This is a genomic window from Streptomyces sp. NPDC093544 (genome assembly GCF_040683495.1).
In the GTDB taxonomy this organism is placed as follows: Bacteria; Actinomycetota; Actinomycetes; order Streptomycetales; family Streptomycetaceae; genus Streptomyces.
Genome location: NZ_JBFBEA010000035.1, coordinates 51,802 through 64,284, shown reverse-complemented (window position 1 = coordinate 64,284; position 12,483 = coordinate 51,802). Strand labels below are relative to the sequence as shown.

Annotated in this window: 12 protein-coding genes; 8 read left to right on the top strand and 4 right to left on the bottom strand. The window is 68.6% G+C overall.

Annotated features, from left to right (window positions below; translation table 11 throughout):
• Window positions 1-54 precede the first annotated feature (54 nt).
• Window positions 55-1,293 (top strand): AfsR/SARP family transcriptional regulator, encoded by a 1,239-nt coding sequence (locus AB0N66_RS37420; protein WP_365443577.1) that lies wholly within the window; start codon window positions 55-57, stop codon window positions 1,291-1,293.
• Window positions 1,294-1,633: 340 nt separating this feature from the next.
• Here the strand turns inward: AB0N66_RS37420 and AB0N66_RS37415 are convergent, their stop codons facing one another.
• The 3 genes from AB0N66_RS37415 to AB0N66_RS37405 form a co-directional block, all read right to left on the bottom strand.
• Window positions 1,634-3,169, bottom strand: a complete 1,536-nt coding sequence (locus AB0N66_RS37415) for a DHA2 family efflux MFS transporter permease subunit (RefSeq protein WP_365443574.1) — start codon at window positions 3,167-3,169, stop codon at window positions 1,634-1,636.
• Between the two features lie 75 nt (window positions 3,170-3,244).
• Entirely contained in the window at window positions 3,245-3,712 is a 468-nt protein-coding gene (locus tag AB0N66_RS37410) for a hypothetical protein (RefSeq protein ID WP_365443571.1), read from the bottom strand.
• A 318-nt stretch (window positions 3,713-4,030) separates the two neighbouring features.
• A complete protein-coding gene (locus AB0N66_RS37405; protein WP_365443568.1) occupies window positions 4,031-4,942 on the bottom strand; it encodes an aromatic prenyltransferase in 912 nt (303 codons plus the stop codon).
• A gap of 342 nt (window positions 4,943-5,284) precedes the next feature.
• On the opposite strand from AB0N66_RS37405, the gene AB0N66_RS37400 reads away from it, so the two are divergent.
• The 5 genes from AB0N66_RS37400 to AB0N66_RS37380 all read left to right on the top strand — a co-directional run bounded on the left by AB0N66_RS37400 (window position 5,285) and on the right by AB0N66_RS37380 (window position 10,003).
• A complete protein-coding gene (locus AB0N66_RS37400; protein ID WP_365443565.1) occupies window positions 5,285-6,358 on the top strand; it encodes a polyprenyl synthetase family protein in 1,074 nt (357 codons plus the stop codon).
• A gap of 29 nt (window positions 6,359-6,387) precedes the next feature.
• Window positions 6,388-7,302, top strand: a complete 915-nt coding sequence (locus AB0N66_RS37395) for an aromatic prenyltransferase (protein WP_365443562.1) — start codon at window positions 6,388-6,390, stop codon at window positions 7,300-7,302.
• A 13-nt stretch (window positions 7,303-7,315) separates the two neighbouring features.
• Window positions 7,316-8,602 (top strand): cytochrome P450, encoded by a 1,287-nt coding sequence (locus AB0N66_RS37390; protein ID WP_365443559.1) that lies wholly within the window; start codon window positions 7,316-7,318, stop codon window positions 8,600-8,602.
• Window positions 8,603-8,644: 42 nt separating this feature from the next.
• Window positions 8,645-8,899 carry a hypothetical protein gene (locus AB0N66_RS37385; protein WP_365443556.1) on the top strand — a complete coding sequence of 85 codons (255 nt, stop codon included), beginning with the start codon at window positions 8,645-8,647 and terminating at the stop codon, window positions 8,897-8,899.
• A 384-nt stretch (window positions 8,900-9,283) separates the two neighbouring features.
• Window positions 9,284-10,003, top strand: a complete 720-nt coding sequence (locus tag AB0N66_RS37380; RefSeq protein ID WP_365443553.1) for an RNA polymerase subunit sigma-24 — start codon at window positions 9,284-9,286, stop codon at window positions 10,001-10,003.
• Between the two features lie 236 nt (window positions 10,004-10,239).
• Here AB0N66_RS37380 and AB0N66_RS37375 read toward each other — a convergent pair whose 3' ends face one another.
• The gene (locus tag AB0N66_RS37375; RefSeq protein WP_365443550.1) at window positions 10,240-11,256 is read right to left on the bottom strand and encodes an alpha/beta hydrolase; all 1,017 of its coding nucleotides are present in this window, start codon (window positions 11,254-11,256) and stop codon (window positions 10,240-10,242) included.
• A gap of 412 nt (window positions 11,257-11,668) precedes the next feature.
• Here AB0N66_RS37375 and AB0N66_RS37370 point away from each other — a divergent pair, with 412 nt between their 5' ends.
• Entirely contained in the window at window positions 11,669-12,118 is a 450-nt protein-coding gene (locus AB0N66_RS37370) for a helix-turn-helix domain-containing protein (protein ID WP_365443547.1), read from the top strand.
• Between the two features lie 22 nt (window positions 12,119-12,140).
• Window positions 12,141-12,443, top strand: coding sequence for a hypothetical protein (locus AB0N66_RS37365; RefSeq protein WP_365443544.1), 303 nt, complete (start codon window positions 12,141-12,143; stop codon window positions 12,441-12,443).
• Window positions 12,444-12,483 lie beyond the last annotated feature (40 nt).

Genomic DNA, 12,483 nt, shown 5'->3' with positions numbered 1-12,483 from the left:
CCTGACCAGAATCCGCGACAGGGAAATACGCCCGTGGAAAGGGAGAGTTCACGGATGGCGAACGAGAGGGCCGACGCCGGTATCGCGAGCCCCTGCCCCCCGGATGCGTGGCGCATCGCGGAGTTGGAACGCGAGATCCGGGAGCTCCGCCGCACCAACAAGGCGCTGCGCAGATGCGTAGCCAGAGAGCTCGAACTCGATCCCGAAATCGCAGCGGCCGGCCAGCCAGCCACGGGAAACACCGTCACGACCGCCGTCACGAAGGGCGTTGCGAACGCCGGCCGGAGCCATGCGACCACGCCACCCGGGCGAGCGCAGGACACCCGGTGGGCCACGGAGCGGCCGCCGCAGATGCCCGCACCGCACCCCATGGTCGCCTTCCGCGCCCTGGGCCCGATCGAGGCCGTCGTCGGCGACCGCCTCGTCGGCCTGGGAGCGCCCAAGCAGCGCGCCCTGCTGGCCCTGCTGGTCAGCAAGGTGGGCCGGCCGGTGGCCTTCGACGTGATCGTCGAGGAGCTGTGGACCGGGCACCCGCCGCCGTCGGCCGTTTCCTCGCTCCAGGCGTATGTCGCCAACCTGCGACGGGTGCTGGAGCCCGGCCGCGGGGCCCGGACACAGCCGACGGTGCTGCGCACCTACGGACGCGGCTATCTGCTCGACAGCCGGGTCGTCGAGGTCGACGTACACCGGTTCAGCGAACGGGCCGTCGCCGGCTGGCAGGCGCTGGACCGGGGCGATCCGCACTGCGCGGTACACGAGTTCGAGGGGGCGCTGGCGCTGTGGCGCGGGTCGGCCTACGCCGAGGTGGCGGACACCGCCTATGTACGGCCGGACGTGGCACGGCTGGAGGAGCTGCGGCTGTCGGCGGTCGAGGGGCGCTGCGCGGCCCTTCTCGCGGCCGGCGCCCACGAGATCGCGGTGGCCGAACTGGAGGCCTTCGTCCAGGACCATCCCTTGCGTGAATACGGCTGCGAACTGCTGAGCCTGGCCCTCTACCGGGCGGGCCGGCAGGCCGACGCGCTGGCGGTGCTGCGCACCAACCAGCGGCGGCTGGCGGACGAGTTGGGGATCGATCCGCGGCCGGCGCTTCAACTGCTGGAGAAGCAGATACTCAACCACGCGCCGTCCCTGGACTGGCGACCGCACCCCAGAGCGGCCACGAAGCCGGCCCGGCGCCCCGCGACGATTCCGGACCAGCGCGGACCGCACGGCAGCGCCCGCCGCCAACCGCCCCACCACGGGGTAGTGCCGCTGGGCGACCTCCTGCGCCCACCCTTGCCGGCGGAGCTGTAGCAGCCCTCGCGGCATACCCATGCCGGGCTACGCATCCGCCCGCCCCAGGCACAGATCACCTCCGGGCCTTCGAGCCCAACGGGAATGTCGGGCATCCGCAGCACGCCGACCGGGCGGGCGCTTCCGCCGGCACGTCGGCGGCCTCCGGGCGTGAACAGCAAAGCCGTACGCTCCTAGCCACGCCACGCACCATCACCGCCTCGGTGAACTCACCGCGCAGCGCCTCGATGCCGACGAGAGGGTGCTCTCCCCGTCGCCGAGCGGCGGACAGCACAACGCACCACCCCCGGACGGGTCCGGGGGTGGTGCGTTGACTGACTTGCTGAGGGTCAGGCGCCGGTCATGCCTTGGCCACCTCGGGAGCGGGCGCTTCAGCAGGGGCGGGCGCTTCCGCCAGCACGTCGGCGGCCTCCGCGTGCGCGTCCCGCTTCTCGGTGCTCACCTTCCCGAGCAGGAACAGGGCGATCAGACCAGCGGCGGCGAGTACGCCCGCGGCGACGTGCAGCGCCAGCGCGTATCCGTCGGAGGCGACCGCCGGAAGGTTGCCGTCCGCCGCGTGGTCGTTGACGTAGCGCAGCGCGATGGGCACCAGAGTCGCGAGGCCCAGTGCCGCGCCGATCTGCTGCATCGAGGTCTGCACACCCGAGGCCAGCCCCGCGTCCTGCCCGGTGACCTCGTGCAGCCCACCGTTGATCAGGACGGGGAAGCCCATGCCGTTGAACAACGCGAACACCACGAGACCGGGCATCACCCCGCCGATGTAACTGGCATCGGCGGAAAAGCCGTTGGCGGCGATGAGCTGCCCCAAGGCGGCGCCGAAGAAGGCGATGACCACGATGGGCTTGACCCCGATGCGGGGCATCAGCGCGGTGGACACACCCATGCCGACGCCCGTCGCGATGGTGAGCGGAATGTAGGCCAGACCCGTCTCCATCGGCGAGTAGTGCAGCACCTGCTGGAGGTACAGGGTGGCCACGAACGCATAGGTGTAGAACGACGCGAACGACATCATGCTCACGACGTTGCTCGTCACCCGCGTGCGGTTCCTGAAGAACCGGAGCGGGATCATCGGTTCGGGCTGCCGCGACTCCCACACAGCCGTGAAGACCAGCGCGGCGATCCCGCCCAGCAGCGGCAGCAGCACCTGCGAGGAGCCCCACGGATGGTCGGCCGCCTTCAGCAGGCCGTACACGATCCCCACCAGGCCGCCGGTGGTCGTGAGCGCGCCGACCAGGTCCAGCCGCTGGCCCTCGCGGCGGGCCATCCGGCTCTCCGGCATCAGGCGCGGAATCACCAGCAGCGCCAGCACCACGATGGGGATGTTGATGTAGAAGACCCAGCGCCAGTCGATGAAATCGGTCACCAGACCGCCGACGACCGAGCCGACCGCCCCGCCGAGCGCCGCCAGTCCGCCCCAGATCCCCAGGGCCTTCGCCCGCTCCTTGCCGTCGGTGAACAGCACGGCGATGAGACCGAGCGCAGCCGGCGCCGCGAGCGCCTCACCGAATCCCTGAAGGAACCGGCCGGTGACCAGCAGACCGGGAGTGTTCGCGGCCCCGCACATGATCGAGGAAACGCCGAAGACCAGGACACCCGCCACGAAGATCTTGCGGCGGCCGAGCAGGTCGGCAACACGCCCGCCCAGCAGCAGGAATCCGGCGGCCGTCAGCAGATAGCCGTTGACGACCCAGGCGAGACCCTCGGTGGAGAAACCGAGGTCGCCCTGGATGTTGGGGAGCGCGATGTTCACCACGGTGACGTCCAGCATGAGCATGAACTGCACCGCGGTGAGTACAGCCAGCGCTTTCCAGCGCCGGGGATCGGCGGCGGTCTGGCCGCCCGCCTGGTCCGGTGAATCTTTGCTTAAGGTACTCATGACGTTAGTGGTCCTCCCAGTGATCCGGGGCCGGACGGTTCCTACCGCTGCTTCTTCCGCCGGCCGGGGTTTCCGCTAGCCGACGATGTAGCGCTCGACCGTGGGCGCGAGGAGCTCGACGATCTCGTCCACCGATGCCGACGCGATCGGTTCCACGCCCAGGACGTAACGCATCAGGAACACGCCCCAGAGCTGTGCGGCCGACGCGTTGATGTGGATCGGCTTGATGCTGAGCTTGCCCGCGAGCTCGTCGATGCTCAGCGGGTCCTCCTCGAGTGCCGCGCCCGCCTGCGCGAAGACCTGGGCGGAGAACAGGTTGCGCATCGGCTCCGCGCCCTCCTTGTCGGCGGTCGCGGTACGCACGGCCTGCAGGAGCTGCGGCTGCCACTCGGGGTCCTCGAAGAACTCCAGGGTGAGCCGGACGATGTTCTCGGCAAGTTTCTCGCGCGGCCCGTTGTACGCCGCCGCGCCGGCCTTCGCGAATGCCTGCCCGTACGCGGTGATGATGGCCGACGCTTCTTCCACTTCAGCTGCTGTAGACATGTATTCACCCTCCAGGTGACAACCTTGGCTTTTCGCCGGTATGGTCGCCCATTCCGCTTGCCGCCGGCTTGTCAGGCACTTGGTGCGGGCTTGGCGCCCGATGTGCACTACGGCCGGAGATCCTGTGACGGAGTCCGAGCGGTGTCGTTGTCGTTGACCGGGCATGACGCCGGGCGTGAATGAACCGCCCGGCCCGAATAGAGACTCCATTCCATGGAATGGACCGAGCGTGGCACGACCTTCCCATCACCCGCTTGAGCTCCACCACAGAATGAGTCGACCGGCACTCCCACCGCCGACTCCACGGTGAGACAGGACTTATGACGCCCCGTCATCCCGGTTGGCCGCAAAAGCAGCGTTCGACGACTCGTGCGCCTTCTGGTAGTAGGCGGCGAGCTTGTAGTACGCCTCGCCGGACGATGTCAGCGCGACGGCGGAAACGAACTCGCGACCACCGGCGTACACATGGGGCACATCACGCGCGAACTTCTCGATCTCCGGGTCGAAGGGAGCGGGAAGCTCCCACGGGTCCTGGGTCTTCACGGAGAAGCAGATGCGCTCGACCGCCGAGGAGTCCCAGTTGAAGGTGGGATACATGGAGAACGACCGCCTGATGAACTCCGCGACCTGCGCGTCCGGCTCCGGGAACCCGAACGCGCGCAGCAGCGAAAGCTTGGCCTCCGCCTCCACCGCTCCCACGGCGAGGTACACGTTCAGCGTGCGCTTGGGGTAGTTGACCCCGATGGCCGACACCTTGTCGTCCAGGCCAAGGCCCGTCAGCGTGCCCACATGCCCGGCAAGGCAGGGCGGCACGGACGGGATGCCGGCGAACTTCACCAGCGGCGGGAAGTCGTCGAGCGGAAAGAACGCATAGGACTTCTTGAAACCGCCGATGATGCCGTACTCGACACCGTAACTCGCAATGGCACAGCGCGCCTGGACCTCTGCCAGCAGTGAGCCGACAGGGTGGTCCGTCTCCTTGATGAGACCGTTCGCCAGCGCGGTGGCATAGGGATCCACGCCCTTGGGAGTCACCGAGAAGTCGAAGTCGAGCTCCCCCCGATGACGTTCACCGGCCGCCATGCTGAAAACAATGTGGGCTCCGGGTAGTTCGTCTCCGAACGCCGTCAGAGCCGGTGAGACCTGGCCGGGCGAACACGGCACGCCCAATATCCGGGCCGTTTCCTCAACCGCCGAATAGACCTGATCCAATCCAGCGGGTTCTGGCATGAGCTCCTCCAAGGGTCAGCCTATGTATGCGGCATGCGCCACAACCCTCGCTCACCCCGCTTGGCGATGACTTGGCGACCGTTTCAGACGCGTACTCCAGCCGGGAATCCTGCGACGAAGTCCGTGCGATGCCGCCGACCGGCCATGACACCGGCCATGACACCGGCCATGACGGCTAAGCAGATCACCGAGCGGAATACCGAACCGTCTCTCTTCGCTTCGGCTTCCGCTCCAACCACGCTCCACCTCCGCTGCATCCGCACCACGCACGCTGACGCAGCAGCCAGCCACCCCGTCCGCGTTTCCGCCCCAGCGCACAAGCCCCGCCCAAGGAGATGTGTCGTGACCACTGAAGTGACCCGCCGGGCCGCCACCGACCAGGAGCCGACTGCCTCCGCGCGGCGCACCGTCGAGGACCTGCTTCAACGCGTGGAACACCGGCTGAGCTCCTTCCTCGCGGCCGAACGCACCCGCTACGCCGAGGTGCACAAACACGCGGTCGTCGCCATCGACGCACTGTCCGGCCTCGTCACCGACGGCGGCAAGCTCGTCCGCCCCGCCTTCTGCCTCACCGGCTACCTCGCCGCAGGCGGCGACCCCGACACCCCCGGCATCATCGACGCGGCCGCGGCCCTGGAACTGCTGCACATTTCCGCCCTCGTCCACGACGACGTCCTGGACGACTCCCGCACCCGCCGCGGCAAGCCCGCCGTCCACCTCCTGCACTCCACCCTCCACCGCAGCCGCGGCTGGCAGGGCGAATCCCGCCGGTTCGGCGAGGGCGTCGCCCTCCTCGTCGGCGACCTGGCCCTGGTCTACTCCGACGAGCTGATGTCCCACGCCCCCTCCGGCGGATTCACCGAATGGCACCGGCTGCGCTCCGAAGTGATGATCGGCCAGTACATGGACGTCGCCGCGGCCGCCGAATTCAACGTCGACCCGGCCCTGTCCCGCCTGATCGCCCTCATCAAATCCGGCCGCTACACCATCCACCGCCCCCTGGTCGTCGGCGCCGGCGCAGCGGGACGCACCGACCTCACCCCCGCCCTCGCCGCATACGGCGAAGCGGTCGGCGAGGCCTTCCAGCTCCGCGACGACCTGCTCGACGCCTTCGGCGACCCCGCCCAGACCGGCAAGACCGCCGGCCTCGACTTCAGCCAGCACAAGATGACCCTGCTGCTGGGATGGGCGATGCAGCGCGACGCACACATCGGCAGCCTCATCACCGAACCGGGACACACCGCCGACGAGGTACGCCGCCGCCTGGTGGACACCGGCGTCCCCCAAGACGTCGAACAGCACATCGCCGGCCTCGTCGACAAAGGCTGCGCGGCCATCGCCGACGCCCCCATCACCCCGGCATGGCGCGGCGAACTGACAAACATGGCCCTGCGCGTGGCCTACCGCAACAAGTGACCCACCCGAGCACGACACCTGGAGGAAGCATGTCGGGAACCACGCAGCTGGCCGAACTCTTCGCAGGAGTCGAGGAATCGGCCGGGCTCATCGACGTGGCATGCCCGCGCGAGACGGTCTGGCCCGTCCTGGAGGCGTACGAGGATGTCATCCCGCAGGCCATCATCGCTTTCCGGGTAGCGACGAACGCCCACCACGAAGGCGAGTTCGACTGCCGCTTCACCATCCCCCACCACCTCGACCCCTACGTCCGGGCCCGCTCCCACGGCCTGATCACCGAGACCGGCCACCCCGCGGAATCCCTGCTCTCCGACATCCAGCAGCACTGCCCCATCGACAGCTACGGCATCGACTTCGGGATCGTCGGCGGATTCAGGAAGATCTGGGTCTACTTCCCCGGAGACGACCCCCAGAGCCTCACAAAACTCCGCGACCTCCCCTCGATGCCCCCCAGCCTCGCCCAGAACTTCGCCTTCTTCGCCGACCGGGGCCTGGACGAAAAAGCGGACGTCGTCGCGATCGACTACCGCAACGGCACCGCCAACCTGTACTTCACCGGATTCCCCGAACACCTGCGCCGGCCGGCCTCGGTCCTGGAGATGCACCACGCCCTGGGACTGCCCGCCCCGAGCGAACAGATGCTCAGGTTCTGCGAGAACGCCTTCGGCCTCTACGCCACGCTGAGCTGGAACTCCCCGAACGTCGAACGTATCGCCTTCAGCGTCAAGACACACGACCCGCTGTCACTTCCCGCCCGCCTCGGCCCCAAGATCGAGCACTTTCTGAAGAGCGTCCCCTACGGCACCGGCGACCCCAAAATGGTGTACGCGGCCATGACATCGTCCGGCGAGGAGTACTACAAACTCCAGTCCTACTACCGCTTCCGCACACGCAGCCGACTGGACCAGATGCCCTCGATCGACCATGCCGCCAGCGTCGCGTAGCGCGAGCGGGCCCATGGAATTCCGGTTCAGCCGGATGGAGAAACTGCTGCGAGGCCACCGGGTCCGCACAGTGTCGGTGGACGGCACCCCCGCCGAATTCGTCAACGATCCAGCCCTCGTCCGCCGCATCCTCGTCAAGGACGGCCAGAACTACGGCAAGGGCGACCTCTTCCAGAAGGCCAGGGTCCTCAGCAAAGCAGGGCTCCTCGCACAGGACGACACCCTGCACCGTCACTACCGCCGCCTGGCACACCCCTACCTGCGCCCGGCGGCGGTCACCGACCACACCCCGGCCATGGCGCAGATCGCCCGGAACGCGGTGGCCTCCTGGCGCCCCGGACAGGCCGTCGACATCCAGGCCCAGATGTGCCGGACAGCGAGCGCCATCGCCCTGAGCACCCTCTTCGGCGGCCTGCCGCACACGGTGTCCAGCGTGCTCGGCGAACACCTCGCCACCCTGTCCTGGGAGATGATCAGAAAACCGCTGCACGGCAAGGCGGCCTCACGCGCACAACAACAGACAACGTCCCAACGGCTGGTGAAGGCCCTCGCGGACTTCCGCTCGCTCCTCGCCTCATACATCGCCGACGCCGACCAGCTGAACCCCCCGGACCCCACGACGGATTACCTCTCGGCACTCCTGTCGGACACCGGACGGAACGGCACCCCTGACCTGAGCACCGACCAGATCTGCGGCGAGGCCGTCATGATGCTGACCGCAGCCACCGTCACCACGGCGTCCGTGATGTCCTGGGCCCTCTACGTGCTCTCCTCCCACCCCCTGATCGAGGAAAAAGTCCTCAAGGACCTGGCACAGACGACAGGCACAGACACCCCGCCCGCCCAGGCACACGGACATGAGCACGGACATGGGCCGCCCGGATACACCATGCGGTTCCTGACGGAAGTCCTGCGGCTCTACCCACCCGTGTGGATCACCTGCCGGAAAACCCTCTCGAACGCCACGCTGGGCGACCACACCCTCCCCACGGGCACACATGTGCTGTTCAGCTCCTACCTGCTGCACAGAGACCCCGACCGCTATCCGGACCCGCACCGCTTCGACCCGGATCGCTGGCTCTCCCTCAGACCGACCACACAGGACGCGTCCTACATCCCCTTCGGCACCGGAGCCAGAGGATGCGTCGGGGAATCGTTCGCCTGGAAGGAACTCCAGATCCTCCTCGGCGCGGTGACACAGGAATGGCAACTGGCCATCCAGCCCGGCACCAAAGTCCGCGCAGCAGCAGACACCACACTCCACCCGCGCCGACTCCTCATGATCCCCCAACCGCGGTAGCCCTCCACGACTTCGCACCCCGACAAGACAAGGAGCACCGCCATGCCGACCCCGACAACCCACGCACAGAAAACCGACATCACCTCTCAAGCCACGGCCCAGGCCCGCTCCATGGCAGGCCTCGACCCAACCCACAGCCAGCCCGGTTGCCCGGCAGCCGCCGCGCTGCGAGCACACAGCACGCTGTCCGCCGCCCTCGGACACAGCATCCCGTTCACCGCCCTCGGACCGACCGGCGCCGAAGTGCACGGACTCGCCGCCTTCCTCGCGGTCTACGCCACCCAAGCCCGACACTGACGCCCAGCCGGAGCCCGCCCCGCCTCACGTACACGACGCAACCGTGCGCGCTCGACCCCCACGCCAGCCACGCTCGAACTTCCCTAACACGCACGGGACATGCCCCCACACCACCCCTACGGTGGGAATGCAAGTCATCCCGCCCGCCTCCCTCCCCCCGGAGGCGGGCGGGCGTGTCGGCATACGCCCGCCCCGCGGCAGCCCACCCGCTTCCGCCCCTTCGCGACGACACCCCCGCTCCGGCCGCCGAACGGCCGCCCCGACCGACAACGCGGACAGAGCAGTCCTCGCGGCGCACCCGGCAAGCCGACCCCGCCACCACCCCGGAGACACGCGACTTCACCGGCGGCCCGACACCCGCTTCGGATCCAAGGAGGGGCATGCATGAGCCGGACCGAAGAGTTCGAGGAGGCACGGCCCCTGCTGCTCTCGATCGCCCACCGGATACTGGGCAGCACAGGCCGGCCCGAAGACGCGGTGCACCAGGCCTGGCTGCACTACGAGGCCACGCCCGAGGAACCCGCGTCGGGCCGCGAGTTCCTCACAGCCGCCGTCACCCGGATCTGCATCGACGCCCTGCACCAGGTCCACCCACGGCGGGACAAGCACCCCGAGCCATGGCTCCCCGGACCACTGCCGGACGACCCGGAGCGGCCGGCGGAACCGCCCTCGGCGGCGACCCTGTCACTGCTGGAACGGCTCTCCCCGCTGGAGTGCGCAGCATTCGTGCTGCGGGAGCTCTTCGAGTGCGGCCCCTCCCAGATCGCGTCCGCCGTAGGCTGCTCGGAAGAGGCGTGCCACCAGCTCACCACCGCCGCATCGAAAGCGAGCGACGACGACGACAAGGCCCCACCCTGGCCGCGACGCATCACCGGCGCGGACCACGTCGCCCGGGCCTTCGCCACAATCGTCCCGGCACTGGTCCGCATCGGCGTCACCATGGAGCCCCAACAAGTGAGCCACCGCCCAGGCGCAGTCTTCCGCGACCGCAACGGCACGCTCCTCGGCGCCCTGGCACTCGACATACGCGACGGGCGAATCCAGACAATCCGCTGGCTGATCAACCCCGACCTGCCCGCCACAGACACCCCCACACCGGCCTGACCCGACAACGACACGACACCCGCCCGGCCGCCCCCACTCCGCCCGTGGCCGCGACCCGGCCGGACAGGACCATGGAAAAAAGGAGCAGCCGGCGCGACACCGCCGCTATGGCCACGCGGGAACTCGACCAGCATCACCACACCGATCGGGCCGCGCCAGGGCCCGTTGCGAAAGCGAATCCCAGTCCTAGGCGATCACGTACCGTGAGGCGTGGTGATCTGACGAACAGCCAGGTTTTACGGAACGAGCACGGCCAGTGCGCTCGCCACCGGTGCCGGGTCCAGGGGGCCGATGTGCGGAGCGGCCGGGAAGTCATGGACCCGGAAGAGATTGTGAGGCGTCAGCGCATCGGCCTCCGCGATCATCCGGTCCTGGAGCTCCGTGGCGATCGTCCGGTCCTTGCCGAAGCGGAGATACGTGCGGGGCAGCCGTCCCCAGGTCTCCACCCTGCCAACGGCCCACCCCGCATAAGCCGTGGTCGACTCGTCCGTTTGCATGCTGCCGAGCCGCTGCCGGAACACATCGTCCGGATAGCCCGCGCACATCATTTCCCGGAGCGCCTTGAGGTCCCCCAAGTCACCCGTGCGGGGATTGAGCCGCATCACACCGAGCCGTTCCGGATCCCCGATGATCTGATCGAACGGTATGAGCGCGTTCTCGTTCTCCGGCGCCGCAGTGCAGGCGTCGGGGGTCGGCAGGGCGGGGCTGGGGCAGAAAGCCGCCATATAGCAGATGTGGTGGAGCAGTTCCGGTACGGCGTTGCTCACCCGGCTCACGGTCGCGCCGCCCAGGCTATGGCCAACCAAGATCACGGGGCCGTGCGCCGCCGCGCGGCGCACGATACGCGTCACGTGCTTCTCGTAATCGTCCAGAGAGAGGGCGGCGACAGGTGAGGACTCGGTGGCCATGGCCGCCAGATCCTGCCTCTGGTACGACTCCGGCACGAACGCCTGCGAGCCGTGCAACGGCAGATCCACCGCGACGACGCGATGACCGCGAAGCGTCAACTCCTGCGCGACGGGCAGCCAATACGCTCCCGCACTGTGCGTGCCATGCACCAGCACATACGTACACGGCCCTCTCCCGCTCCGGCTGTTGCCGTCACGCCCGGACGCGGCAGCAGACGCGGTCGCGACCGGGCCCACGCCCAAGGCAGTGCCACCCGCGGCGAGGCCAAGCCCCAGCAACACACCCCTGCGCGTCGTGCTCCCACGCCCAACACCGTCATCGCCCACCACATAGTCCTTCGTCATGCCTTGACGCTATGGGCGGCCGACGGCCTCCGGAATGAGGTTGAGTGCCGGAACGGGCTGCGCCAGACCCCCGGACGCGCACTCTGGTTACCCCCCCGGTCAGGTGAAATCGCGTTCTTCCTGGGCGGGTTCAGGGGCGCAGAACAGGGGTGGCGGCAAAGACGGGCCGCATCGTTCCGTATGGGACTTTGCGCCGCGTCTTTCCGCGCCTCCCCCATTGAGGCGGATACGGAACTGCCGTTGCCGACAGACGGGCCCGCGTTAAGTCCCTGATCCGGCCGACGCCGGACAGCCTCGCCGCCCTCACAGCTTCAGGAAGGCGACCAGGACGACGAACGCAGCGAGAACGATCGTCATCGCTGGTATCAGCGCCGGGTACGCCACGGCGATCAGTCCAGCGAGCGCCGACGCCGTGACCGTGCGGAATCAGGAAACAGTCCTCGTCCTGGACCGCGTCCCCATCCGCCTGCCCGCCCCTCTGCCCCGCCTCCTGAGCGAGTTCGCCAACCAGCCGCGGCCACCGGGCTGGGTAACGAACTACCCCAACCGCTGGCTCTTCCCCGCAGCCGAGCCAGGCCGTCATATCACCGGCAGCGCGCTGGCCCGCCGCCTCACCGACCACGGAATCCCCAGTCGTCCCGCCCGAGCAACCGCCCTGGTCCAGCTCGCTCAGGACATGCCTGCGGCCGTCCTCTCAGCCCTGCTCGGCCTCCACCTCAGCACCGTAACGCGATGGCGTTCCCGCGCGGTTACCGACTGGACTGCGTACCTGGAGGCCCGCACCTTCAGCCGGGCGGCGCCGGGCCGTGAACCCGGCGCTCGGGCGGTTCTCGGTAATGAACCCTCGGCCAGGGGCAGCTGATCGACTGCCATATTGTTCTGCCGTGGCGAACAGGTGGCGGTCCCTGAGCGAGGCGTTCTGGGCTCTGGATCGGGCCATGGGTGGGCAGCGGCGTCCAACTCGGGTGCAGAAATGGGTGGCCCGGCATCCGATCGGCGCCGGTCTCTGCGTCGCCGTTCCCTTCACGCTCTTCCTTTTGATGGTGTCGCGCGAGGAGGAGCCCGACGATCCCCTGTTCGCTGTGGTCTTCGGGCTGCTCATCGGACTTGTCTTCAGCCTCACGGCAGTCTCGGAGCGGCGCCGGCAGCGCAGGCTCAAGCGACTGGGGATATGGGACGGATCTTGAGGACCGGGGCGGGGGCGATCTCGTCGAACAGGTCGTCAAC